16 protein-coding genes, 1 tRNA gene and 1 pseudogene are annotated in these 25,536 nt (G+C 72.1%); 9 read left to right on the top strand and 9 right to left on the bottom strand.

Features of this window, described 5'->3' with window-relative positions:
* Positions 1–169 precede the first annotated feature (169 nt).
* The 9 genes and pseudogenes from ACWD4U_RS06220 (at position 170) to ACWD4U_RS06180 (ending at position 11,133) form a co-directional block, all read left to right on the top strand.
* Positions 170–2,152, top strand: coding sequence for a glycoside hydrolase family 31 protein (locus ACWD4U_RS06220; protein WP_363459892.1), 1,983 nt, complete (start codon positions 170–172; stop codon positions 2,150–2,152).
* Between the two features lie 60 nt (positions 2,153–2,212).
* The gene (locus ACWD4U_RS06215) at positions 2,213–4,360 is read left to right on the top strand and encodes an alpha-galactosidase (protein ID WP_363459893.1); all 2,148 of its coding nucleotides are present in this window, start codon (positions 2,213–2,215) and stop codon (positions 4,358–4,360) included.
* A 41-nt stretch (positions 4,361–4,401) separates the two neighbouring features.
* On the top strand, positions 4,402–5,829 hold the full coding sequence (locus tag ACWD4U_RS06210) for a GH1 family beta-glucosidase (RefSeq protein ID WP_363459894.1): 1,428 nt from the start codon (positions 4,402–4,404) through the stop codon (positions 5,827–5,829).
* A 166-nt stretch (positions 5,830–5,995) separates the two neighbouring features.
* Positions 5,996–6,076: pseudogene (locus tag ACWD4U_RS06205) on the top strand (hypothetical protein); the annotation flags it as partial.
* A 122-nt stretch (positions 6,077–6,198) separates the two neighbouring features.
* Positions 6,199–6,930 carry an ABC transporter substrate-binding protein gene (locus ACWD4U_RS06200; RefSeq protein WP_363459917.1) on the top strand — a complete coding sequence of 244 codons (732 nt, stop codon included), beginning with the start codon at positions 6,199–6,201 and terminating at the stop codon, positions 6,928–6,930.
* 55 nt (positions 6,931–6,985) lie between these two features.
* A complete protein-coding gene (locus ACWD4U_RS06195) occupies positions 6,986–7,321 on the top strand; it encodes an ABC transporter permease subunit (RefSeq protein WP_363459895.1) in 336 nt (111 codons plus the stop codon).
* A gap of 46 nt (positions 7,322–7,367) precedes the next feature.
* Positions 7,368–7,826 (top strand): ABC transporter permease subunit, encoded by a 459-nt coding sequence (locus tag ACWD4U_RS06190; protein WP_363459896.1) that lies wholly within the window; start codon positions 7,368–7,370, stop codon positions 7,824–7,826.
* Positions 7,827–7,869: 43 nt separating this feature from the next.
* The gene (locus ACWD4U_RS06185) at positions 7,870–8,601 is read left to right on the top strand and encodes an amino acid ABC transporter ATP-binding protein (protein WP_363459918.1); all 732 of its coding nucleotides are present in this window, start codon (positions 7,870–7,872) and stop codon (positions 8,599–8,601) included.
* 630 nt (positions 8,602–9,231) lie between these two features.
* Positions 9,232–11,133, top strand: a complete 1,902-nt coding sequence (locus ACWD4U_RS06180; protein WP_363459897.1) for a DNA/RNA helicase domain-containing protein — start codon at positions 9,232–9,234, stop codon at positions 11,131–11,133.
* Positions 11,134–11,264: 131 nt separating this feature from the next.
* Here ACWD4U_RS06180 and ACWD4U_RS06175 read toward each other — a convergent pair whose 3' ends face one another.
* From ACWD4U_RS06175 to ACWD4U_RS06135, 9 genes are all read right to left on the bottom strand, one after another.
* Positions 11,265–12,197, bottom strand: coding sequence for a phosphorothioated DNA-binding restriction endonuclease (locus ACWD4U_RS06175; protein WP_363459898.1), 933 nt, complete (start codon positions 12,195–12,197; stop codon positions 11,265–11,267).
* A 131-nt stretch (positions 12,198–12,328) separates the two neighbouring features.
* Positions 12,329–13,606, bottom strand: coding sequence for a TIGR02679 family protein (locus ACWD4U_RS06170; protein WP_363459899.1), 1,278 nt, complete (start codon positions 13,604–13,606; stop codon positions 12,329–12,331).
* The gene (locus tag ACWD4U_RS06165) at positions 13,603–17,811 is read right to left on the bottom strand and encodes a TIGR02680 family protein (protein ID WP_363459900.1); all 4,209 of its coding nucleotides are present in this window, start codon (positions 17,809–17,811) and stop codon (positions 13,603–13,605) included. Before ACWD4U_RS06165 ends, ACWD4U_RS06170 begins: the two co-directional genes overlap by 4 nt.
* Positions 17,808–19,136, bottom strand: coding sequence for a TIGR02678 family protein (locus ACWD4U_RS06160; RefSeq protein ID WP_363459901.1), 1,329 nt, complete (start codon positions 19,134–19,136; stop codon positions 17,808–17,810). Before ACWD4U_RS06160 ends, ACWD4U_RS06165 begins: the two co-directional genes overlap by 4 nt.
* Positions 19,136–20,773 carry a TIGR02677 family protein gene (locus ACWD4U_RS06155; protein WP_363459902.1) on the bottom strand — a complete coding sequence of 546 codons (1,638 nt, stop codon included), beginning with the start codon at positions 20,771–20,773 and terminating at the stop codon, positions 19,136–19,138. The genes ACWD4U_RS06160 and ACWD4U_RS06155 overlap by 1 nt, the downstream gene beginning before the upstream one ends.
* A 198-nt stretch (positions 20,774–20,971) precedes the next feature.
* A complete protein-coding gene (locus ACWD4U_RS06150) occupies positions 20,972–22,396 on the bottom strand; it encodes a hypothetical protein (protein WP_363459903.1) in 1,425 nt (474 codons plus the stop codon).
* Positions 22,397–23,172: 776 nt separating this feature from the next.
* A tRNA-Pro gene (locus ACWD4U_RS06145) sits at positions 23,173–23,246 on the bottom strand.
* Between the two features lie 137 nt (positions 23,247–23,383).
* Positions 23,384–24,718 carry an MFS transporter gene (locus ACWD4U_RS06140; protein ID WP_449787118.1) on the bottom strand — a complete coding sequence of 445 codons (1,335 nt, stop codon included), beginning with the start codon at positions 24,716–24,718 and terminating at the stop codon, positions 23,384–23,386.
* Positions 24,719–24,818: 100 nt separating this feature from the next.
* The gene (locus tag ACWD4U_RS06135; protein ID WP_363459904.1) at positions 24,819–25,451 is read right to left on the bottom strand and encodes a TetR/AcrR family transcriptional regulator; all 633 of its coding nucleotides are present in this window, start codon (positions 25,449–25,451) and stop codon (positions 24,819–24,821) included.
* Between the last annotated feature and the right edge of the window lie 85 nt (positions 25,452–25,536).

Below are 25,536 nucleotides of genomic sequence, written 5' to 3'. Positions count from 1 at the left end.
GTCGGAGCCGACCGACTTCCGCGCCGACGACTTCGCCGTCGCGGTCACCACCCGGGCACCCCCCGTCCACGGGGACGGGCCCCGAACCGCGTAGCGCCACCGGCCACGCCGGCCGCGGTCACCGCACGGCACACGTCCGGGCGGTCGAGACGAACAGAGGAACCGACCCTTGTCCTTCAGCATTCGCGCAGGCGGCCTGGAACGGCACGCCGAGGCGGAGATCCTCCGCATCGAGCCCTGGGGGCCGGACGCCGTCCGGGTGCGGGCCTCGTCCGGGACCGTCGACCCCGCCGCCCCCGGTGCGCTGGGGGACCCGGCGCCGGCCCCGCACGCCGAACTGTCCGGGGCGGACGACGGCTCCGCCCGACTGGTCAACGGCCGGATCGCGGTCGAGGCCTCGGCGGACGGCCGGCTGACGTTCCTTCACGCCGCCTCGGGCCGCGAACTCCTCACCGAGCGCAGCCCGCACGCGCACCACACCGGCTCCCGCATCCATGGGGCCGGCGGCCGGACGGAACAGTCCTTCGAGGCGTACGACGGTGAGCGGCTGCACGGACTCGGCCAGCACCTGCACGGTCGACTGGACCAGAAAGGCTGTGTGATCGACCTCGTCCAGGCCAACACCGTCGCGGCCGTTCCCTTCCTGCACTCCTCGCGCGGCTACGGGCTGCTGTGGAACAACCCCGCCACCGGGCGGGTCGAGCTGGGCGCCGACGCCACCCGGTGGACCGCCGACGCCGGCGGGCGCATCGACTACTGGGTCACCGCCGGCGACACACCGGCGCAGATCCTGGACGCCTACACCCTGGCCACCGGCCGACCGCCGCTGCTCCCTGACTGGGCGTCGGGTTTCTGGCAGTCAAAGCTGCGCTACCGCACCCGCGACGAACTCCTGGCAGTCGCACGGGAGCACCGGGAGCGCGGACTGCCGCTGGCCGTCATCGTCTGCGACTTCTTCCACTGGCCCCGGATGGGCGACTGGCGCTTCGACGAGCACGAGTGGCCCGAACCGGCGTCCATGGTGGCGGAGTTGGCGGAGCTCGGGGTGAAGCTCGCGGTCTCGGTGTGGCCGACCGTCGAGCCCGGCAGCGACAGCCACGACGAACTGCGCTCGGCCGGGCAGCTCGTCCGGGACGCGGCCGGCGGGCTGCTGACCTTCCCCTGGCCGACCCGGGACAACAAGGAGTCACTGCTCGCTCCGATGGCGTACTACGACGCCACCCACCCCGCGGCGCGCGCCGCGCTGTGGCAGCGGCTGGACGCCAACTACCGGGCGCACGGCGTGACCTGCTTCTGGCTGGACGCCTGCGAGCCCGACCTGCCGCCGGACCTCGCCGCGCGCGCCGTCTACGCAGCCGGACCGGCCGCCGAGGTCGCCAACCTGTACCCCGTACTGCACACCCGCGCGGTCGCCGACGGCCTGCGCGCGACGGGCGAGGACCGTCCGCTGTCGCTGGTCCGCTCCGCCTGGGCGGGCAGCCAGGCCCACGGGGCCCTGCTGTGGTCCGGCGACATCCCGACCACCTTCGACTCCCTCGGCCGACAGATCCGGGCCGGCCTGAACGTCGCGATGAGCGGCATCCCCTGGTGGACCACCGACATCGGCGGCTTCTTCGGCGGAGACCCCGACGACCCCGCCTACCGTGAGCTGCTGGTCCGGTGGTTCCAGTACGGCACCTTCTGTCCGGTCATGCGGCTGCACGGCGACCGGAAGCCCAACTACCCGGCCTTCTCCGCGGACATGACCGGCGGGCCGAACGAGGTCTGGTCGTACGGGGAGGAGGTGTACGGCATCCTTCGCGACCACCTGCTGCTGCGCGAGCGCCTGCGCCCGTACCTGCACGCGCTGTCCGAGGACGCCCACCGCACCGGTGCGCCGCCGATGCGCCCGCTGTTCTTCGACTTCCCCGAGGACGAACGCGCGTGGGCGGTGGACGACCAGTTCCTGCTCGGCCCGGACGTGCTGGTGGCTCCCGTGTACGAGCCGGGTGCCCGGGTCCGCCGGGTGTACCTGCCGTCCGGCGCCCGCTGGCTCGACCCGGCGGCCGGACGGGTGCTGGAGGGCGGAACGACGCACGACATCGACGCCCCGCTGGAGCGCATCCCGGTCCTCCTGCGGGAAGGGTCCGTTGTCGCGGCCCGGCTCGGCTGACCTCCCGGACTCACCCTCCCCGGACCGCGCACCAGGACCATCCCCTTGAACGAGGACGAAATGACTGAGGCGAACCTCGTCGTGCTCTCGGCCGGTGACACGGCCCTCGCGCTCGACACCACCGGACCCGCGCTGCCCCGGGTACTGCACTGGGGCGTCGACCCCGGCATCCGCGCCGGCGACGCCACGCAGGTGCTCGACGCCATGGGCCGAACCCCGCGTCACCAGGCCGGGAGCCTGCTGCCCTCCCAGGGGCAGGGCTGGGGCTGGTTCGGACGGCCGGCGCTGTCCGGACACCGCGACGGCCGGGTCCGCCCGCTGCGCTTCGCGCTCGCCGAACCGGTCGCCGTACAGGCCGAGGACGGCCGGGGCGGCACCGTCCAGGTGCGGGCCCTGGACCCCGGCGCGGGGCTCGCGCTGGACACCGAGCTGGAGATGACGGAGCAGGGCGTGGTGCGGCTGCGCCACACCCTGACCAACACGGCCGCGGACGCCTACACCCTGGACGTGCTGGCGTGCGTGCTGCCGGTCCCCGCCCACGCCGCGGACCTGCTGGACTTCGCCGGCCGGTGGGCCCGGGAGCGTTCCCCGCAGCGCTCCCCGCTGCGCCACGGCGTCCGGTCGAAGGAGAGCCGCCGCGGCCGCACCGGCTTCGACGCCGGGCTGCTGCTCGCCGGCACCGAAGGCTTCGGCTTCCGGCACGGCGAGGTCTGGGGCGTGCATCCCGCCTGGAGCGGCAACCACGTCCAGTACGCGGAGCGGCTGCCCGACGGGACGACGGTCCTCGGCGGCGGCGAACTCCTGGACGCGGGCGAGATCCGGCTGGCGGAGGGCGAGTCCTACCGGACCCCGTGGGTCTACTTCGCGGCCTCAGGCACGGGTCTGGACGGGATCAGCCGGGCCTTCCACGCCATGCTCCGGGCCCGGCCGCAGCACCCGGCCACCGCCCGGCCCGTCACCCTGAACATCTGGGAGGCGGTCTACTTCGACCACGACCCCGAGCGGTTGCGCACCGTCGCGCGGACCGCGGCCCAGGTCGGCGTGGAACGGTTCGTCGTGGACGACGGCTGGTTCCGGCACCGCCGCCACGACCGGGCCGGCCTCGGCGACTGGTACGTCGACGAGAAGGTGTGGCCCGACGGACTCCGCCCGTTCGCCGACCACGTCCACGCGCTCGGCATGCAGTTCGGCCTGTGGTTCGAACCCGAGATGGTCAACCCCGACTCCGACCTGGCCCGCGCCCACCCCGACTGGCTCCTCGCCGACCCCGACCGCCTCCCCTTCGAGCAGCGCAGCCAGCACGTCCTGGACGTCGCGCACCCCGACGCCCACGCCTACCTGCTGGAGCGGATCAGCACCCTGGTCGGGGACGTGGGCATCGACTACGTCAAGTGGGACCACAACCGCGACCTCGCCGACGCCGTCCACGACGGCCGACCCGGCGTGCACGCGCAGACGACGGCGGTCTACCGGCTGCTGGACGAACTGCGCGGCCGCCACCCCGGGCTGGAGATCGAGTCCTGCTCCTCCGGCGGCGCCCGCGCCGACCTCGGCATCCTCGAACGCACCGACCGGATCTGGGGATCGGACAACATCGACCCGATCGAACGCCAGGCCATCCAGCGCTGGACCGGCCTGCTCCTGCCCCACGAGCTGATCGGCTCCCACGTCGGCTCCTCCCCCGCCCACATCAGCCACCGCGACACCGGACTCGCCTTCCGCTGCGCCACCGCGCTGTTCGGACACGCCGGCATCGAATCGGACGTCTCGACCTGGCCGGAGGACGACCTGGACGCACTCACCGCGTGGATCGGCGCCTACAAGCAGTTGCGCCCGCTGCTCCACAGCGGCGACGTCGTCCGCACCGACCATCCCGACCCGGCGGCCTGGGTCCACGGCGTCGTCTCCCGGGACCGCTCCCACGCCGTCTTCGCCTACGTCCAGCTCAACACCTCCGTCGCCGAGAACGGCGCGCCCGTACGCCTCCCCGGGCTGGAGCCCGAGACCCGCTACACCGTGGGCGTGCGCCCCGAGCTCTCCTCCCCCGAGGACACCTGGCCCGCCTGGGCGAAGCGGGCGACCGCCCTCACCCTGACCGGCCGCTACCTGGCCCAGGTCGGCCTGGCCGCCCCGGGCCTGGCCAACCGGCCCGGCCACGCGCTGGTGATCGAAGCGCAGGCACAACCCACCGGCGCTCGAACGTCGTGAACTCCCCCGCCGCCACCACACCTCTCGGGAGCACGCCCGTCATGACCGCAGTCCCGTCCGACCGCAGCCCCGGCCGACGGCCGTTCCCGGCACACTTCGCCTGGGGAGCGGCCACCGCCGCCTACCAGATCGAGGGCGCCACCACCGAGGACGGCCGCACCCCGTCCATCTGGGACACCTTCAGCCACATCCCCGGCAAGACCGAGAACGGCGACACCGGTGACACCGCCGTCGACCACTACCACCGCTTCCGCGAGGACGTCCGGCTGATGGCCGACCTCGGCCTCACCTCCTACCGCTTCTCCATCGCCTGGCCCCGCGTCCAGCCCACCGGCCGCGGCCCCGCCGCCCAACGCGGCCTCGACTTCTACCGCACTCTCACCGACGAACTCCTCGATCACGGCATCACACCCCTCGCCACGCTCTACCACTGGGACCTCCCCCAGGAGTTGGAGGACGCCGGGGGCTGGCCCCACCGCGACACCGCCCACCGGTTCGCCGAGTACGCCGCCCTGACCGCCGAGGCCCTCGGCGACCGGGTGCCCACCTGGATCACCCTCAACGAGCCCTGGTGCAGCGCCTTCATGGGCTACGCCGCCGGTGCCCACGCCCCCGGCCGCACCGACGCCGCCGACGCCCTCAAGGCCGCCCACCACCTCAACCTCGGCCACGGCCTCGCGGTCGGCGCCCTGCGCTCCGTGCTGCCCGCCGCCGCCCGGCTCTCCGTCTCGCTGAACCTGCACGTGGTGCGGTCGCTCAGTGACCGCCCGGAGGACCAGGAGGCGGCCCGCCGGATCGACGCCGTCGGCAACCGGATCTTCACCGGCCCGATGCTCGAAGGCCGGTACGACGAGGACCTCCTGAAGGACACCGCGCACCTGGTCGACTGGGACGCCCTGGTCCAGGACGGCGACCTCGCCGAAACCTCCCGCCCCGTCGACCTGCTCGGCCTCAACTACTACGCCCCGACGGTCGTCTCCGCCCCCGCCGACGGCCGGCGCGGCCCGAGCCGGGTCGGAGCCGACGCCGGTTCCGCCTCGGTCTGGCCGGGCGCCGAGGACGTGCTCTTCCACGCCGCCAACGACGACCTCACCGCCATGGGCTGGCCGATCGACCCCACCGGGCTCTCCGACACCCTGACCGCCCTGCACCACGAGTTCGGCCTGCCCCTGCTGGTCACCGAGAACGGCGCCGCCTTCGAGGACACCGTCGCCCCCGACGGCACCGTCCACGACCCCGAGCGCACCGCCTACGTCAGCGGCCACCTCGCCGCCGTCGCCGATGCCATCGAAGCCGGCGCGGACGTCCGGGGCTACTTCCTCTGGTCGCTCCTCGACAACTTCGAATGGGGGTACGGCTACAGCAAGCGCTTCGGCATCGTCCACGTCGACTACGCCACCCAGAAGCGCACCCCGAAGTCCAGCGCCCACTGGTACTCCCGGACCATCCGCCGCGGCGGCCTGGAGTAACTTCTGCCGCGACGACGGACGCCCCCTCCACCCCGAATACGTCCTCAACCACTTCCACCACCTCGCCCGCCAAGCCGGCGTCCCCGCACCGACGTCCACGACCTGCGACACCTCGCCGCCACCCTCGCCCTCACCAACGGCGTCCGGTTTCCAGACGCTCGCGGCGGTGGTCGACGGCGACGGGCCGAACCAGATCGTGCTGGCCGGCTACCTGCGGATCGACCGAACGGTGATGACCTATCTGCTCGACGACCTGGTGGCGGCGGGCCTGGTGGAGCGTCACCTCGCCCCCGCGGACCGGCGTCGGCGCAGGATCGTCGCGACCCGGCGCGGCATCGAAACCCTCCGCGACCTGCGGCTGCGGGCACCATCCACGTCGGCACGCTCTCCGACGCCCCGCCGAACGTCTACCTCAAGGACGGCAAGTTCACCGGCTTCGACAACGACCTGCTCACCGCTGTCGCCGCCAAGGCCGGGCTCAAGGTGCAGTTCGCCTCGACCGACTTCTCCGCGCTGCTCTCCCAGGTCGCCAACCACAAGTTCGACGTGGGGAGTTCGTCCATCACGATCACCGAGGCCCGGAAGAAGACGGTGGACTTCAGCAACGGCTACGACTTCGGCTACTTCGGCCTCGACGTCCCCGCCGGCTCCCGGGTCACCAACTTCGACCAGCTCACGGGCAAGCGGGTCGTGGTGGTCCAGGGCACGGTCCAGGACGACTACGCGACCAAGAACAACCTCAACCCGGTCCGGGTGCCCGACTACAACAGCGCGCTCAACCAGCTGAAGGCCGGCACCGTGGAGGCCTGGATCTCTCCCGCCGAGATCGGCGAGAAGAGCGCCGCGGACAGCGGCGGCAAGGTGGTGCTCGCGCAGAAGCGGCTCAGCCCGGCACCGACCGCCTTCGCGGTGGCGCACGACCACCCGAAGCTGCTCGAAGCACGCAACAAGGGCCTTGACGAGGTGGTCGCCGACGGCACTTGGACCAAGCTGCAGGAGCAGTACTACCCGGGTCGGCCGGTGCCGGCCGACTTCAAGCCCGGTAGCGGGTCGGTCGCCTTCCCGCCGGTCACCCGGGCGAGCGCCTCGCCGACCTCCTGACCCCGCGTCCGTTCCCGCGACCGACCTACAGGAGACCGATGCGGACCAGCTCGGCGTGCTGGTGGAGACCTTCTTCAACTGGGGATCGATACGTGCCGCGATCTCCGACCTGCTCACGACCGGCGTGCCCAACACGCTGATCCTCTCGGTGTCCGCCGCGGCCGCCGGCACCTTGCTCGGGCTGCCGCTGGCCGTCGCGGGAACGGCCCGGGCGCGCTGGCTGCGCTGGCCGGCCCGGGTGTACACCGATGTGTTCCGCGGCCTCCCGGCCGCGGTCACCATCCTGCTGATCGGCGTAGGCCTGGCCCCCCAGGGGCTGGCCATCTGGGGGAGGGGCTGGCCATCTGGGGGCCGGACCCGTACCCGCTCGGCATCCTGGCGCTCTCGTTGATCGCCGCCGCCTACTTCGAGGAGATCTTCCGCCCGGCATCCAGAGCGTGGAGGCGGGCCAGCTGGAGGCGGCGCGCGCCCTCGGGTTCTCCTACCCGGCGGCGATGCGGCTGGTGATCATCCCACTGGGCATCAGACGGGTGCCGCCGGCCTGGGTCAACCAGCTCATCTCACAGGTCAAGGACTCCAGCCTGATCTACTTCCTCGGACTGACGGCCGGTCAGCGGGACCTGTTCCGGATCGGCCAGGACGCTGCGGCCAACACCGGCAACGAGTCGGCGCTGGTCCTGGCCGGCTTGTTCTACCTGCTGCTCACCGTGCCGCTGACCCATCTGGTCAATGTGGTCGACCGGCGGCTGCGGCAGGGGCGGCGTGTGGTCGAGAAGCCCGCCGACCCGCCGGAAGCCGCCGCTGCGGCTACCGCGACCCACGAGACTGCGACCCACGAGACTGCGACTCACGAGACTGCGACTCACGAGACCGCCGAGGGAGCCTCCCGTGCCTGACCCGCAACAACCCACCGACACCGCGCCCGCGGGCACCGGTGCACTGTTCTCCCCGGTCAGCCTGGCCACCCGGGACCTGCACCTGTCACTCGGCGGCAACCCGGTCCTGTGCGGCGTGGACCTCGACGTGCCGCGGGGCCACACGCTCTGCGTCATCGGCCCCTCCGGCTCCGGCAAGTCCACGCTGCTGCGGACCGTCAACCGGTTGTTGGAGCCCGACCGCGGCGACGTGCTGCTGGACGGCGAGAGCGTGCTGCGGCGCGATCCGAACCTGCTGCGCCAGCAGGTCGGCATGGTGTTCCAGCAGTTCAACCTCTTCCCCCACCTGAGCGTGTTGCGCAACCTCACCCTTCCGCTGCGCAAGTTGCGCGGACTCGCTCAGGAGGAGGCGAACGAGGCCGCGCTGCGCCAACTCGACCTGGTGGGCTTGCGGCACAAGGCCCAGGTCCGTCCCGGACAGCTCTCCGGTGGCCAGCAGCAAAGGGTGGCCATCGCCCGCGCCCTGGTGATGGCTCCCCGGGTGATGCTCTTCGACGAAGCCACCTCCGCGCTCGACCCCGAGCTGGTCAAGGGCGTGCTCGCCCTTATGGCAGAGCTCGGTCGCGAGGGCATGACCATGGTGGTGGTCACCCATGAGATGGGCTTCGCCCGCGAGGTCGCGGACCGGGTGGCCTTCATGGACCACGGGGTGGTGGTGGAATCCGGCTCACCGCAGGCGCTGTTCGACGCCCCGCGCAGCCCGCGTCTGCGGCAGTTCCTTGCCGATGTCCTGTGAGCGCAGGCCGGGTCCCGACCGGGTTCTGGCACTTCGTTGTCGATCTGAGCGTTTGACCTGCCTGGTTGCTGACGGCGTGTCGGGTGCCCGATCGTCGTGGTGCGGCTGGTCCCGTCGTGGTCCGATGGGGGAGGGCTGGCTCCGGGAATCGAGGAGCTGGTCCCAAAATGGTCCAAACAGTCTGCGAACCAGTTTTCATGGTCCATAGACGCCCGGTCATGTAAAAGGCCGTCGGCCTGGGATTTCTCCCGGCCGACGGCCTTCCGACATCACTGTCGGGACGACAGGATTTGAACCTGCGACCCCTTGACCCCCAGTCGCCCGGCGATGGCCGTCGCTGCGCGTCAGACGGTAGACAGCCCGCGCTGTCCGCTCACCGAAAGACACCAGCGCGAGGTGTGGGAGCGACGCGCGGTCCCCGGAGCGTCTCCGGTTGTCCCCGCTCCGTTCGTAGCTGTCGTGGCCCTCACCCGTTCTCGGCCACCATGCTGATGGGAGCTCAAGTGTTCGGGCACAGGCGCGGATGCTCCGTTGTAGGTTTGGTCCAGTCATCAGCGCGGCCCGCCGGGCTTCCCTCCCAGGACATGCCCCCACCCGCACGAGTCACTTCGTGCTGCCTGGGAGCATGTCTTGCTGTTCCGCGACTCCGCGTCCGCGGTCGCCGCCGAGAGGCTGGCCGGATCACTCTTCGTGCGTCTCATCGACCAGTTCGTCCACCAGCACGGCCACAAGCCCAGCCCGTCCGAGGTGCGCTCCTGGGAGCTGAGCATCCCCGAGCTGACCAACGCCCTCCTGGACGCCGGACTGGGCATGGTGGAGGTGCTCCTCGAGTACTCCCTCCCGCTGAACAGCAAGCGCGCGGACGTCGTCCTCGCCGGCGTCCACCCGGTCACGGGCGAACCGTCGTACGTGGTGGTCGAGCTCAAGCAGTGGAGCAGCGCGCTCCCGGAGGACGGAGAGCCGCTGCTGTGCCGGGTCGACGCGTACACCCGGCCGGTGCTGAACCCGATCGAGCAGGTCCGCGGCTACTGCGACTACCTGATCTCCTTCAACGGCGCGCTCGCCGCCCATCCTGAGCGGCTGTCGGGCGTGGCCTTCCTCCACAACGCGACGGAGTTCGGCGTCCAGGGCCTCTACGAGGTGCCGCAGGACGAGCGCGGCCGGCTCTTCACCGCCGAGCGCCGCGGGGAGTTCGTCCAGTACCTGCGCTCGAGGCTGAAGCCGGTCTCCGGCGCGGAGGCGGCGGACCTGCTGCTCGCGGGCAAGGTGGCCCCGTCCAAGCAGTTGATGGCGGTCGCCGCCGAGGAGGTCCGCGAGCGCGAGCAGTTCGTCCTGCTGGACGAGCAGCGAGTCGCCTACGAGCTGGTGCTGCGGGCGGTGCGCCGGGCGCAGCAGTCCGACCACAAGCAGGTGGTCGTCATCACGGGCGGCCCGGGCACCGGGAAGAGCGTGATCGCGCTGTCCCTGCTCGGCGATCTGTACCGGCGCGGCGTCACTGCCCTGCACGCGACCGGGTCCAGTTCGTTCACCACCACGATGCGCCGGGTGGCCGGGGCGCGGAAGCGTCAAGTGCAGGAGCTGTTCAAGTACTTCAACAGCTTCATGTCCGCCGAGCGCAACGGGCTGGACGTGCTGATCTGCGACGAGGCCCACCGGATCCGGGAGACGTCGGCGAACCGGTACACCCGGGCCGCCCAGCGCACCGGCAAGCCCCAGATCGAGGAGCTGATCGACGCTGCCCGGGTGCCGGTGTTCCTGCTGGACGAGCACCAGGTCGTCCGGCCGGGAGAGATGGGCACCGTGGCCCAGATCAGGGCGGCCGCCGCGGTGAAGGGCCTGGAGTGCGAAGTGGTGGAGCTGGACAGTCAGTTCCGCTGCGGCGGCAGCGACGCCTACCTGCGCTGGGTGGTGCGTCTGCTGGGCCTGGAGCCCGGCGGCCCCGTCGGTTGGGAGCCCGACGGCAAGGTCGTCCTGGAGGTCGTGGGCAGCCCCGCGGAGTTGGAGGCGTTCCTCGACGCCCGGCGCGCGGAGGGCTACGGCGCCCGCATGTCGGCCGGGTACTGCTGGAAGTGGACCACGAAGGTCGCCCCAGGTGATCCGCTCCCACTCGACGTGCGCATCGGTGACTGGGCCCGCCCGTGGAACGTCTACGGTGAGCGCTCGATCGCGGGCGCGCCGCCCGCCGCGCTGTGGGCCACCGACCCGGCCGGCTTCGGCCAAGTCGGCTGCGTGTACACCGCCCAGGGCTTCGAGTACGACTGGAGCGGCGTCATCCTCGGGCCGGACCTCGTCTGGCGGACCGACCACTGGGTCACCGACCGGACGGCCTCCAAGGACCCGGTCTTCCGCAAGTCCACCAGCGACGCCGACATCGACCGCCTGATCCGCAACACCTACAAGGTGCTGCTGACCCGCGGAATGATCGGCACGGTCGTGTACTCGACGGACCCGGAGACCCGCGCCAAGCTGCGCGAGCTGGTCACCGGGCAGCGCGCGGAGCGGATCGAGGTGGGGCACGGCCGCCGCGGCTGATGTCCACTCACTGACTCCGCGCGGGGCGCCCGGTGCCGTCCGTTCCGTACGGCCTGGTCCGAGCCGTGCGGAGCGGAGTCGGACAGCACGTGGTCATCAACGCTGACGGATCAGCGATCGGACAGCGCCCCTCAGACGGCGTGCGTCGGGGTCGGGGATTCTCGGGGCGCGCCGCGGAAGACCTGTTCGGCGTGCCACTTCCGGTGTCGGCCCGCGACCGGTGGAATCCCCGCCTGCGGGCCGATGACCGGCCGTCCGGTCAGAGCGAGCACATGCTGCCTACTGGCCTCGCTGCGTCCGACGAAGCGCTGTGAGACGAGTATGCGGCGCTCTTCCCCCAGGCCCAGGACACCCTTGTCGAAGAGCTTGTGGTGCAAGGAGCACAGGCACAGTCCGTTGTCGACCTCGTCCGGCCCGTCGTAGGACCACCACCGCACATGAGCTGCTTCCAGGCCGACCGTGCTCGTGCCCAGCATCCCGTCGTAGCCGCAGAAGGCACACTGGAACTCGTAGGCGGTCAGGACGAGTTCACGCATCCGCCGGTCCCGTTGCCGACGCGCCGCTCGCCCTTTTCCACCCGGGACGTCTCCGGTCACGCCCTCGGTCTCGGCCAGGTCCAGGTCGAGTCCGACGGCCTCACACAGGTCGGTGTGCAGCGACGGCGGGAAGTGGAAGTCCAGCAGCACCCGTGCCAGCCGGCCCAGGAGCGCCGGCTCCTTCCTCAGCGCCGTCCGCAACTCGGGCGCGAGCCTTCCGGCTGCGCCGCTGGAGCGGAGAATGCGGACACCACTTCCGGGGCTCCCGATCCCTTGGTCGGTCCTGACCTCCCAGACGCCGTCACTGACCAGATGGTGGAACGGGTAGGCAGGGGTGGTCGGATGGGACGGCCCGTACTCGTCGAGCAGCCGCTTCAGCTCCTCCTCGACCGCGCTGTACCTCAGTTCGCCGTCGGCATCGCGCTGGTAGCTGCCCAGCGCGTACAGCAACAGGAGCGGTTTGTGCGGCGCCCGAACGTCGTTGTTCGTCCACCGTCTCAGCTTCGCCACCCGCTCCGGCCAGTCCATGGCCGCCCAGCGTATTCCGGGACACCGACGCGACCACAGCCACAAGCCCTCGACGCACACCGAGCCCGCTGCCGCCGGGCTCGGTCCGTCGTCCTAACTGACTCGTGCACTCCTGGGGGCTGGTCCCGTGGTCAGGGTTTCCCCGGTGCCAGGTCGGCGACGAGCCTGTCGAGTGCCGATTCCTCGTGCAGAGCCACGTTCAGTACCGTCATGGCGGCGGCGAGGTCGGCATCCCAGCTCGCCTCCACCCGGGTGCCGACGAGCGGGAGGCTGGGGCTGCCCTGGTCCCGGGCCTGGGCGGCGAGTTGTTCGTAGTCCTCGGCCGCCATCCGCCAGGGCAGGGCCGAGTAGCGTCGGATGATGCGGTTGGCGAGCGCGATGCCGGGCCAGTCGAAGTCACCGTGGTACCGCAGCCGCAGGCCGGCGGCCGCGAGGGTGTCGAGGAGTTCGAGGACGACGGTGGAGGCGCTGCCCGAGGTGCAGACCAGGGCGCCCCCGCAGCGGGCCTCGGCTGCGGCCTCGACCACTCGGGGGTTCTCGCAGATGTGCACCAGCGTGTCCGGGGGCGGTACGACGTCCAGCTCGCGCAGTTCACGCAGTGTCAGGTGGGATTCGGCGTGGTGATCGGCCCGTTCCCGCAGTGCCCGTTCGCGCCAGCCGTGGCCCACGGGACGCAGGCCGTAGGTGAGCACGGTGCTTGACACCTCGTCGGGGACGACGGCTGCGGCTCGCCACAGGGCTCGCCGACCGGGCGCGTGCTCGGGCGGTTCGCTGCCCGTGGCCCGCGCGAGGCCGCGCAGGACCAGTCGGGACAGAACCGTGTCGTCGTCCAGGCCGTGTGCCGTGCCGGTCACCCGGGTCGCCAGCTCTCCGCGGCCGTACGGCACCGCCTCCTCTCCCCGGTCGGACCGGAGGAGGCCGAGGACTCGGATCGCCTGGTGAAGCAGGCCCGCCGCGTCCTGGGGTGCGAGCCTGCCGAGCACGCCGGTGCGGCGCAGGTCGTCGAGCCAGCCGCTCACCCAGTCCTGGCCGGCCAGTGGGGATGCGGCGACCGCCGCTTCGGCTGCCGTCCACAGTGCGGCCCGCTCCTGCCGTCCGGTATCCCGTGCCGCCCGGCGGTCGGTCAGAGGCATCCCCAGCTGTTCGACGGCCGCGACCAGTCCGCAGCCTGCCGCGGTGGCTCGCAGCCTGCTCTCCAGGTCGGCCAGCCGGATCGTGGCGGTGGCGGCGGTGACCCGGCGGCCGAGCAGTAGGGACAGGGACTCGCGCTCGGCTGCGGTGCAGTCGGTCAGCCGGATGCTGCCGTTCGGCTGGAGTCCGTTGCGTTCCAGCCGGTGGTGGACCGCTGTCCACATCCGGGCGAGGTCCGGCCGGGCCAGGAACTCGCGGGTCTGCGGCGGCAGCGTCACACGGTCACCAGACGGCGGTTGCGTCCGTTCCAGGTGTAGTGCAGCGTGGCGACACCGCGCACGTGCGGGTCGCGCAGGCACTCGTAGATCTGGAGTGCGGGCACATCGGGCCACGTGCCCATCAGGCGTTCGCTGGTCAGGACGAAGTCCAGGTCGAGGTCCACCAGGATGCGGCCGAGCCGGCCGTGGGTCGGCTCGTCGACCTTGGCGAAGGCGTCGTCGAGGAGGATCAGCCGGGGTGCCCGTGGGGCGGTCTCGGCGAGCGTGGTGAAGTGGGCGGCGGCGGCCGCGAAGAGTGCGAGGTAGGAGAGGACCCGCTGCTCGCCCTGGCTGAGGCCCGTCCGTCCGGTGAACTTGCGTCGCCGGGCGGTGGATGTGTCGTCCAGCACCCACGGTTGGAAGGTGAACCACGTCCGGTAGTCGAGCGCCGTCCGCAGGTGCGCGGCGTAGCCCACGGCCGGGTCGGCGCGGCGCGCGTCCTCGATGCGGCGCTGCAGCACCTCCCTCAGCTGCTCCGTCTGCTCGCGGGTGCGCAAAGCCGAAGGGCTGCGCAGTAGTTCGACGGCCGCCCGGATGTCCGCGTCGACGGTGTCGGCCAGCCGCCAGTCGAGCTCCACACCGAGGCCGTGCGAGGTGCGGACGGACCGCAGAGTGGTGTTGAGCGCGTCGACCAGGGTTCCTGCGGCGAGCAGTTGGGTGGACAGGTGGTCGCCCAGCTCTCCGGTGAGGAAGCGCTGGAAGACCTCCCGCTCGCGGTCGGTGAGCCGGGCCCGGGCGTCGTCGGCCTGCCTGGCGATGCGTTCGCCGACCAGCGCCACGTCGTGCGGGCCGGTGTCGTCGACGAGCCGGCAGACCTTGATGCCGTCGGGCTCCTCCAGGGTCGCGTCGTAGCCGCCGGCGAGTTGGTCGCGCAGTTCGTTGAACCGGTTCAGCAGCGTGGTGTCGGAGACGTCGCGGCGCTCGGGGTCCAGGCCGCGCTGCACCGCCTCGACCAGGGTCTGCAGGGCTCGCAGCCTGGTTCTGGCGTCCTCCTGGGTCGGGTCCGGGATCTCCAGTTCGCCCGTGAGCGCGCCCAGTGCCGCGCCGCGCACGATGTCGGGTGTCGCAAGGGCGGTCCGCAGGGCGCGTCCGCACCGGATCACCTCGGCCTCCTGCGCCTGGAGCTCCTCGCGCCTGGTCTGCTCGTCCAGTTCGCCGCGTACCACGTCGTCGTGCAGGTGCTCGGCCGTGCGCCTCGCCTTGGGCAGCGCCTGGCCGATCTCGTCGAGGCGTCGGACGATGGCCTGTTCCTCGTTGAGGATGTCCTGTTCGGTCGCTCCGACCGTGCTCTCCAGTGTGCGGATCTCCCGGCGGGCCTTCGCCAGGTCGCCCGCCCTCCGCGCGTACTCCAGTTCGGCCTCCTCCCGGGCGGTGCAGGCCCGTTCGAAGCTGCGGCGTTCGTCGCGGTGGGCGGCGAGGCCATCGGCGGTGGCGTCGACGCGACCGCGCAGTCGTCGGGTGCCGTCGGCCAGGGCCTCCAGCGCGGACCGTACGGTGAGCAGCGCGTCCCGGTCGGCCGGCAGGTCATGCGCGGTGGCGGTGGCTTCGGCGCGGCGGCGGGCGTCGACGCAGGCGGAGCGGGCGTCCTGGGCGATGCGGGCCGCCGTCGCGGCTTGCTGTCGTAGGTCGGCCGCGACCCGCTCGGTCTCCTCCAGGCGTGCCCAGGCCCCGGTGAGCTGCTGATCGCGCGGTGGACGCCGCAGCAGTTCGAAGTCGTTCTGGAGCCTGGTGAGTTCCTTCACCTCGGACTGTGCGGCGCGTGTCTCCTCTTCGAGTCCCGCGAGGCGTTCGGCGAGTTCGGCGATTCGGCGCAGGCGGGTCTGTGCCCGGACCTCCGCGCCGACGTACTCCGCCACCGGCTTGGTGTGGGCGCCCCCGGTGACGCCGAGCCGCCAGCGGCCGTCCACGCTCACCGCCCCGCCCGCTGCCGTGCCGAGCGGGACGCCGGCCGGTACCAGGGCGACGGCAGCGAGGATGCGGGCGACCTGCGCCGCGGTCACGCCGCTGTCGCCGGTGGGCACGGGGTGCAGCACCTCGGCGAGTGACGGGCCGACGGCGGGCATGGTGGCGGTGAGTATGGTGTCCTGGGTGAGCGGGTCGAGCAGTACGCCGTCCGCGCCGACCCAGGCATCGAGGACTCGCGATGCCTCCAACGCCGCCTCGATACCGGCTCGTTCCGCTTCGTTCAGCTGCGGGGCGAAGTCGACGAGCCGGTACAGCGGGGCGCCGGTGTGCGGGGATCGGGGGGCGTCGCGGTGGGGCGGCTTCGGCGGGACCGGGTCGCTGCGCTCCTCCCAGTCGGCCTTCTCCGCGCGGATGGCTCCGAGCGCCCGGGTGAGGTCGCGTGAGCGCAGCGCTGCTCGTTCACGCCGGTCCTCCAGGTCGTGCCGGTACGGTTCGAGCGCCCGGAACGCGGCGGACGCCACCTCCTCGGCGACCGAGACGGGCAGTGTGCGGTCCTCGAAGGACGCTTCCGCCGCGGTGTCGCGTCCTACTGCGGCGCGCACGCCGTCGGCCGGCGACCCCGATCGCTCCTCCAGTCGGTCCGCCCACGCCCCGACCTCGGCCGCGTACGCCGCGCTCGCCGTGACGACCGCCGCCTCGCGCTCCGCCACCCGGGCGGCCTGGGCCTGGGCCTGCTCCTCCAGGCGGTCGTGCTCGGTGTCCGCCTCCCGCGCCATCGTCTCGGCCTCGCGCAGCCCGTCGAGGAGGCCGGCGAGTTCCGAGACGGTACGGAGCCGGGTCTTCACCACCGGTTCGGCGGCGGCGAGCCGGGTGCTCCAGGAGCGCAGGGAGGCCGCTGTCCCGGAGGTGTCGAAAGCCTCCACCCGTGCGGCGTGCATCAGGGCGGTGCCGCCGTCCGGATCGGTGACCTCCTGCTCGGCCGCCGCGGCGAGCACCGAGGCGGTGCCGCCGACCGGATCGCCGAGGTGCGCCGGTGCCAGTCCGGACCGTTCGGCCTGCCCGCACAGTTCGCGGTGGGCCTCGCCGAGCTCGCGCAGTTGTCGCGCCGTCCGCTCCGCTCCCGCGGTGAGCGCGGCCCCGGCGGCCGTTTGCGCGTCGTGGGCCCGTCCGAGCGCCGTGTGGGTGGCCCGGGCCGTCGTCTGGATCGCCTCCACGGTGCGGCGTCGCTCGCCCAGTTCGTGCAGGCTCCGGTAGCCGGAACTCGCCCGCAGGGTGGCGAGGTCGGCCTCGGCCGTCGCGTGCTCCTGGGCCAGCTCGTCACGTCGCTCGGCGGCCTCGGACTCCTCGGTGCGCAGCGCGGTGACCTTCCTGGTGGCCTCTCCCGCGGCGAGCCTGCGTTCGGCGAGCGTGTGGAGCTCGGTGAGGACCTCGCTCGACCGTCGGCGCAGGGCCCCTTGGAGGTAGCCGCGGTAGCTGCCCAGGAACCGGCGCAGCGCCTCGTCCGTCCGCTCCAGACGCCCGAGGTCGCTGCGGACGCTGTCGAGGTCGTCGAGGTTGCGGGCGACGTTGTCGATCACGTCCTCGTCGAGCGCCGGCAGGGTCTCGCCGAGGACGGTCACCAGGCCGCCGGACTCGATCCGGTCTCCGGTGGTCGGGCGGCGCAGCCGGTGCAGCAACTGGGTGAGGTTGCGGTAGCGGGCGGCGTCAGCCAGTCCGAACAGTTCGCGGGCCACTCTGGCCCGGTGGTCGGCGGGCCGGTCCAGCACGTTCTCGGCGCCGACGGCGGCCCGCAGCCGCTCCAGCGGCAGCGGCTGCCCGGACTCGACGAGGTCGAGGCCCACCCCCACCCGCAGTGCGGTCGTGAAGAAGAACGGCTTGGCCGAGTTGGTGGACTTCGACGCGCTGACCGCTGCGCCGACCGTCAGGTGGTGCTCGGTGCCGTCCTCGTCCACCCGGCGGAACTCGACCCAAAGGTAGCCGAGGCGGTTGGTCTGCTGGAAGCCGTCGAGCATCAGCCAGGCCAGCGTGGTGCGGCCGGTCCCGGTCGCGTCGAGGGCGCGCGCGTCCGCGTCGAGCAGGTAGGGCAGCAGCATCTCCAGGGCCTTGGACTTGCCCGCGCCGTTCTTCCCACGCAGCAGCAGGCGGCCGCCGCCGAACAGGAACTCCTGCCGGTCGTACTGCCAGACGTTGAGGATCCCGGCCCGGTTGAGCCGGAAGCGGTGCGGGGCCGTGTGCTGGGGGAGCGGCTGGATCCGGTTCACGAGGGGGTCTCTCCGTTGCGGTCGCTCTGCGGGGGCCGTCGATCGGTGCGCTTGATCGAGACGGCCGTGGCGTACCGGGCGGCGGCGGCGAGCAGCACCCACTCGTCGGTGGCGCCGGGCCGGGCCGCGGACACGTCGGTGACTGCCCGGCCGTCGCCGGCCGAGACCTGGTACTGCGGGGGCACCCCGTGGCCGTCGGAGCGCAATCGGCTCGCCCGGGCCACCAACCGCATGCGGCTGAGGAGTTCGAGGGCGTCAGCGCGCAGGGCGGACGGGTCCTCCAGGTATCCGCGGTGCCAGTTCGCGCGCTGTCCGTATTGGTCGAGCAATTCGTCGACCAGCTCGCTGACCAGGCCCGGAGGGATCGGTACGCCGACGGTCAGGCGGCCGCCGGTCGCCGGGTGCCCCGCTCCCTCGGGGCGCAGCCGCCTCACCAGGCGGTCGACCAGGAGCAGCGCGGCCTGCGCGACCGTCCCGGTACCGGGGAGCTGAAGGTCCGTCAGCTCGTCCTCCGGGTCGATCATGGCGATGCCCTCGGCGCGGATCTCGGCTTCCAGACCGAGTAGTTCGGCGAAGGCCTGGGCCTCTCGCCGCTGGCGGGTGCGCAGCCATTCGCGTTCGGCGTCGGTGAGCTCGTCGAGGTAGACGGCAGGAGTCTCCACCAGCTGCCGGCGCACGTAGGTCCGCGGCCCGCCGAATCCGGGGTCGGCAGCGCGCAGGACGAGGTCCGCGCCGTCGCTGCTGTGGCTCAGCGGACCTGCCACGATCGAGCGGGCGATGTCCCGGTTGACGGTCAACAGGGCCTCGCCGTCCTGCTCTGCGGCGACCGAGCCGACGCTTCCCTCCGTCTCGGTCAACGCGCCCCAGAGGACGAGTTGGCGAAGGGCCGCCGCGAGGGTGCGCTTCTCCACCGCCCGGCCGGAATCGTCGACCACCAGGCCGGCGTCGGCCGCCGCCGCCCGAAGGTCGGCCACCAACCGGGACAGCAGCAGCTGTTCGGGCGCGGTCACCAGCACGGACAGGGCCAGCGCCAGATAGGCGTAGGTGCGCGGAGTGAACGGCGTGCCGGTCGAGCGCTCCATCCGGTGGCCGGAGCCCGGCCCGAGGCCCGCCTTGAACAGGCGCGCGTACGACGCCTCCACCAGCAGGCGGTAGCCCAGGACCTGCTGGAACCGCTGGACCAGCCAGTCCGCGTGCCGGCGCACCAGCGGGAAGGTGTCGGCGTGCGGCCCGTCAGCGGTGACCAGCGGGTGGCGCAGCAGCAGCCGGGCGGCGCTGCGCCGCTCGGCGGTAAGGGCGACATCGTGCGAGGAGGGCAGCGCCATCAGGCGCTCACCTCCTCGACCGTGCCGCCCGAGCCCGGCACTTCGGCGCTGGTGATCCCGATCTCGACGTCGTCGACCGCGAGGTCGCCGTCGACCGAGCGCAGCACGGTCGTGTGTCCCGGTACCCGGCGCAGCGTCAGGCGCAGGTCCAGTTCGGCTTCGACAGCGTGGGCGTCCTGCAGGCCGAACCCGTGCGGCGCGGGCGGGTCGGCCCACCGCAGCGTCGAGTTGCCGAGCGCCGCGGTCAGCAGTTCCAGCAGCAGTGCCATGGCGGGGGCGCTCAGCCGCACCTGACCGAACCGGTCGGCGACGCTGCGGAGTTCGTCGGCCGCCTCTCGCCGGGCGGCGGCCTGCTCGCGGGCCGCCGCGAGCAGCCGGGCCTTCTGCTCCGAGTGGTCCTCGACTGCGGCTGCCCGGCCGCGCGGTGCCCGGCTGCCGCGTTCGCGCAGGGCCACCGGCACCTCGACCGTCGGGCCGCTCCACCAGCTGACGTAGGCCGGCACGGTGCCGTCCGGGTCCGGGGCGAGGCCGAGGTGCCGTGCGCTGTAGAGCCCGAAGGCGGCGACCGCGAGGTCGTGCGCCTCCTCGGGGTCGGCGGCGTCGAACCAGGCCGCCAGGCGCAGCAGGTCCCGACGGCGCGACATCTCTCCCGCCGCCGAACGCAGCATCCGCTTGGCGTTGGCCAGCAGCGACTGCAGCGCGCGCAACGTCGCGTCCCGCAGTTGGTCGACCTGGCTGCCGCGCCCGTCCGTGTCCACGAACCAGTCGCGCAGCGCCTCCCAGTCGGCGAGTTCACGTCCCCGGCTGCGCTGCACGCGGATCTCCGGCAGGCCGTTGCCCAGCGCGCCCAACCCCGAGGCGTGCGCGCCGATCAACTTCAGCAACTCCTCCAGGTCAGGCCAGAGCCGGCCCAGGGTGGCCGCGATCCTCGGCGACCGGAAGGAGACCTCCTCCGTGATCGCCTCCACGTAGTCCAGCAGCAGCTCCTTGAACCCCTGGTACTCGGCGCCGTCGAGGTCGTACCGGGCCAGCACCTGGCCGAGGTAGGCGTAGAAGTCCCGTACCGACTCGGCGAATTCGGCGAACTGCACGAACAACGTGCTGACCTTCTCCAGCGCTTCCTGCGGATCGGCACCACCCGGCCGGCCGACGGCATCGGCGATCTCACGCAGCCCGCGGTCGACCAGGGCCAGCAGCTCACTGCTGACCTCGCGCGCAGCATCGGCGCTCGCCAGCACCTCCTCGGCATCGCGTTGCACCTGCTCGCCGAGCTTCGAGAGCTGGTACCGAGCGCGTGAACGCTGGTACTCGGCAATGCTGGCAGCCTTCACCGTGTGACTGCTGCGCAGCAGGTTCCCCCACTTCACCAACTGCTCCAGCCGCGCCGTCACCACATCGACGCTGAGCTGCCCGTGCCACACCGCATCCCGCGCGAGTCTGGCCACCACCTCCGGCACGGCGAGGTCCGCGAGGAGTGTCGAGCAGAACACCCGCATGACGGCCACGTACTCGAGGCGCTCCGGAGCACTCAGATAGGAGTACGCGGCGAGGCGCTGCCAGACACCGTCACCAGCCGACGACAACGCAGCAGCAGAGTCGGGGAGTTCGTCGGAACGGTGCGGGACTGGGTGGTCCATGGGGTCGAGGTTACGAGACGCCACCGGCACCTCGGCCCCGAACCCGGAAAGTCGATCACCGTCCCGCGCTCCACCGTTCCCGTCGGCAGACGGGCCGGCGGCCTGCTTGCGACTGGAGCCCGCGGTCTCCGTCCCGCTCGTACGCCGACCACCCCCGTGTCGCTGACCTCCACGGGCCGCGGGAGTACCGCGTTCGCGCTACAGGTCGGCTTCCAGTGTCTGCACCGCCCCACCCTGGTCAGGCACGATCCGGATCGCGAGCGCACTGCCGTCGTCACCGAACGAGACCGCCGACCACTGCTCGTCCCCGCCGCTCGGCAGTTCCCCGCGCAGTCGGTACGCCTCCCGTCGGTACTCCTCGACCTCGTGCTTCGCCAGCAGTTGGTACAGGCTGTTCTCCATCCCGGAGAACGCCTCCACCCGGAGCCCGCCGAGCCGGAACACCTGGTCAGTGCCGACGTAGAGGGCGTCGCCGAAGCTGCTCTCCGCGTCGTGGATGCTGTGCGACCCCGCGAAGGTGTCGATGTCATAGTGCTTGCTGCCCTGGTCCTCGGTCAGGTACCAGGCGATGTGCCTGCCCCCACCTGCCAGCGCGAGCCGGCTCGCCGCCCCGACGTGTGCCACGACCCGCCCGAACCAGGCCGAGTACTCGGCCGGGATCGCGAACCCGTCCTGCACCCGGCCCAACCGCCCCTCCGCAGGCTGCACCTGAACGGCGTTGGTGTACGGCGGGTTGCGCTTCCGGGGCGGCTCGTCGGCGCTGCCCTTCCCCTCGGCGGGCCGGAGCGGCAGCAGACCACCACCCGGGGCGCGCAACGCGTGGACGGTGATGCCGTCGGTGGCGAGCAGTTCGGTCGACAGCAGCAGGCAGGGAACGTCGTTCCACTCGGCGAGCTGGAAGTTCTCCGCCCGCTCCGCACCCCGGGCCAGCTGGTTGTAGCTGGTCCGGTCGGTCGCGCCCGTCCGCTTGGTGGCCACCTGGTGGTTGCCGTTCACCGTGACGGCGAACAGCTGGGACGGCGCCCCGGGCCGCCAGGCTTCGATGAAGTAGTCCGGCCGGGGCCTGGCCCCCAGGTTGGGCAGGCCCTTGCCGCTGCGGGCGAACCCGGCCAGCAGCACCGGCTCCGCGTCGACCGTGGACACGATCCGGTCGGGGAAACGCTCCCGGACCGCCCGCTCCGCCACTGCCAGCCCGAAGGCCCGCCCCAACTCCCGCGCCTGCATGCCCCGGTACGACCGCTCCGGCAGCTGTCCGCCCTTCGACAGCCGCATCGTCCCGAGGCGGTCCGTACCGAGTGCGGCACAGTACTTGAGGATCTGCCAGTGCTCGGCGATCCCCCGCCCACGTCCTTGCCGCGCCAGCGCGGTCGCCCGGGCCAGCACCCCAAGCAGCTCCCAGGCCGTGATCGCCAGATCACCGCCACCACGCAACGGCACCAGACCCGGCTTACGGCGCGCGAGCTCCTCACCCGCGGCCCCCTTGCTCTTCGCCCTCCTGGCCCGCGCACGATCGATCGCCGCCGCGGCCGTACCCACCTTGGCCGCCAGCACGGCACTCGACGCCACCCGAACGGACCCGGGACGGTTCAGCTCGGCCAACACCTCTTCGGTCGTCTGCTCCATGCCCGCACCGTAGGAACCACCGGACAGGCGCACGCAAGTACGCATCAGCGCGACACCCGGCAGGAAACAGCCCCGGGCCGAGCTAGCACCAGCGTTGATCAGGGGTTCTTCGTGCATCTCCGACACCGGAGTCCCCATCCATGTCCTCCAGAAGATCGCAGGCCACGGGCACATCACCACGACCCAGCGCTACCTCCACCCGGACAAGAGCTCCATCGAGAACGCAGGCCGCACCCGCAGTAGGCATCTCGCCGCAGAACGGCACCCGTCCGTCGAGCCGAGCACTGCACATCAGGCGAATGCCGGGGCAACGCCGTGTGCCACCTCCGGCTGGTCCAGCAACGCCGGCAGATCACGGGCCGCCGCCTAGTAAGATCGACGCGGCGCAAGAACCAGTCAGCGACATTCGGCAGGCACTTCAGCACGCCTGTCGGCCCGACGAGGGTTCCTCGGACTGGGCGAGGTGTGCCTGGTGAGCCATCGTCGACCCAGTGTCGGATTGGGAGGCGCCACCTCACACTGCGTCATGTATGAAGGTGACTGGTGAGCGCCCCCGTTCCATCGGCGGGTTGTTGGGGGCCGACATCGTCCAGTAGGGCCAGGGGTCGCGTTACGCGCACTGCCTGATTGCCCTCGCCGTTCGGCCTGGCCGGCGGCATGGTCCCTGGCAAGATCGCCGGGAGGTTGGCCAGGGAGGTTCCGACATCAAGAGGCTCGCAACAAGAAGAGCCGCTCACCTGGGACTTCTCCCGGTGAACGGCTCTCCGACATCACTGTCGGGACGACAGGATTTGAACCTGCGACCCCTTGACCCCCAGTCAAGTGCGCTACCAAGCTGCGCCACGTCCCGTGGTCGGCGGCCTCGGTGGCTCCTTGCGGGGCTCCTTGGCTTTCTGACCTTGTCTCCGATCTCTCGGCGACGTGGAAAACAATACAGCACGTCGGGGGGTGCTCGCTGCCAGGTTTCGGGGGTGTGGCGGGTGGGGGTCAGGGGGTGGGACGGCGGGCGTCGTAGTGGAGGAAGGCGGGGCGGCGGGCGGCGAGGAGGAGGACGGCGGCGAGGCAGGCGAGGCCGCCGGTGACGATGGAGAGGGTGGGGGTGGTGAGGGCGGCGACGGTGCCGGACTCGAAGTCGCCGAGGCGGGGGCCGCCGGCGACCACGACGATGAAGATGCCCTGGAGGCGGCCGCGCATCTCGTCGGGTGCGGCGACCTGCATCATCGTGTTGCGGAAGATCATGCTGACGGTGTCGGCGCAGCCGGCTGCGGCGAGCAGGAGCAGGCCGAGGGGCAGGTTGTGGACCAGGCCGAACGCGGCGATGGCCAGGCCCCAGGCGGCGACGGAGGCGAGGACGGCGAGGCCGTGGCGGTGGATGCGGCCGATCCAGCCGGAGAAGAGGCCGCCGGCCAGGGCGCCGACGGCGGGGGCGGCGACCAGCAGGCCGACCGTGCCGGGGCCGCCGCCGTAGTAGGCGACGGCGATCGCGGGGAACAGGGCGCGGGGGAGACCGAAGATCATCGCGGCCAGGTCGGCGAGGAAGCTGGTGCGCAGGTTGGGCTGCTCGCGTAGGAAGCGCAGGCCGTCCAGCACGCTGGCGCGCTTGGCCCCGACGGTCGCGAGAGGTCGCATCGCGGGCAGCCGCCACATCGCGTACAGGGTCGCAGTGAACGCCAAAGTGTCGATCAGGTAGGCGGATTGGAAGCCGTACGCCGCGATGGCGACGCCGCCGAGCATCGGGCCGACGGTCTGGCCGAGGTTCATGCCGATGGTGTTGAGGGCGTTGGCGGCGGGCAACTGCTCGCGCGGGACGAGTCGCGGGATCATCGACGAGCGAGCAGGTGAGCTGAGGGCGAAGAACCCGGCCTGCAGAGCGACTGCTGCGTAGAGCAGGGTCACGGTGCCGAGGTGCAGCAGTGCCTGGACGGCGAGCAGGGCGGAGACCGCGGCGAGGCCGCCGGAGCCGATCAGGCCGAGGCGGCGGCGGTCGACCCGGTCGGCGATCGCTCCGCCGTACAGGCCGAAGGTGACCAGCGGGACGAGGGAGAAGAGTCCGACCAGGCCGGTGGCGAAGGGCGAGCGGGTGAGGTCGTAGACCTGGACGGAGACCGCGACGGCGGTCATCTGCTGGCCGATCGCGGAGACCGACTGCCCGAACCACAGGCGCCGGTAGTCGGGGCTGGAGCGCAGCGGGGTGAGGTCGGCGAAGGCGGCGCGGGTCAGCCGCCGGAGGCGCGAAGTGGTCGGCGGCACAGCGGGGTGGGGCGCCGACGGTGCGGTCGGCTCGGGTACGGGTGCTTCGGGTACGGGAAGTTCGGTGGGCACCCCGACATCGTCGGTCAGCCGTTCGGGGCGCCGGACGGCGGGGTCCCGGAGGGGCGACGAGCCGGCCGGAACAGGGGTGGCGGGCCGACCGGGCGAGTGGCTAGGAGCCGGCTGGGGGAGCAGCGCGCAGCAGGGTGGCGGTGAGCTGTTCGGCCAGGGTCACGTCGAGTGGGTCGCGGGTGGCCAGCAGGCGGTACCAGAGGGTGCCGAAGACCAGGTCGACGGCGAGGTCGGGGGTGAGGTGCGGGGCGAGGGCGCCGTCGGCGTGGGCGCGGTCGACCAGGGTGCCGAGGGCCTCGCGGCGCGGCCGCAGCAACGAGTCGCGGAACCGTTCGCCGAACCTCGCGTCGATCTGGGCCTCGGCCATCAGCGCGCGCAGGGCGTCGGCGACCGGCGGGCGGGTGGCGGCGAGGGTGAAGGTCGCGGACAGGAAGGCGTGCAGGTCGGCGCGGTGGTCGCCGGTGTCGGGCAGCGGGATGTACAGGTCGGCCTTGACGATCAGGGCTTCCAGCAGCACGTCGGCCTTGCTCGGCCACCAGCGGTAGATCGTCTGCTTGCCGGTGCCGGAGCGGGTGGCGATGCCCTCGATGGTCAGGCCCGCGTAGCCGACCTCGCCGAGCAGTTCGAACGCGGCGGCCAGGATGGCCAGCCGGCTCTCCTCACTGCGGCGGCGGCCGGGCCGTCCGGGAGTTGAGGGGGAGTCAGCGGAGGCGGGGGTTGCTTGCTCGGTCACGAGGAGCACGCTACCGTAATTCGAGACGAGACGTCACGGTTCGAAATTGTCGCCGAGGGCGACGAGTCGCAACGGCGCAGGGAGA

The sequence above is a fragment of the Kitasatospora sp. NPDC002522 genome (assembly GCF_053595195.1).
The sequence above is the reverse complement of the archived record's forward strand: the minus strand, read 5'-3'. Positions and strand labels throughout refer to the sequence as shown.

What these genes read in the sequence shown, in the direction of transcription:
- ACWD4U_RS06215 (WP_363459893.1), top strand. Translation starts at nt 2,213, where the DNA reads ATGACTGAGGCGAACCTCGTCGTGCTCTCGGCCGGTGACACGGCCCTC.
- ACWD4U_RS06210 (WP_363459894.1), top strand. Translation starts at nt 4,402, where the DNA reads ATGACCGCAGTCCCGTCCGACCGCAGCCCCGGCCGACGGCCGTTCCCG.
- ACWD4U_RS06175 (WP_363459898.1), bottom strand. Translation starts at nt 12,197, where the DNA reads ATGGACTGGCCGGAGCGGGTGGCGAAGCTGAGACGGTGGACGAACAAC.
- ACWD4U_RS06160 (WP_363459901.1), bottom strand. Translation starts at nt 19,136, where the DNA reads ATGGCGCTGCCCTCCTCGCACGATGTCGCCCTTACCGCCGAGCGGCGC.
- ACWD4U_RS06155 (WP_363459902.1), bottom strand. Translation starts at nt 20,773, where the DNA reads ATGGACCACCCAGTCCCGCACCGTTCCGACGAACTCCCCGACTCTGCT.
- ACWD4U_RS06150 (WP_363459903.1), bottom strand. Translation starts at nt 22,396, where the DNA reads ATGGAGCAGACGACCGAAGAGGTGTTGGCCGAGCTGAACCGTCCCGGG.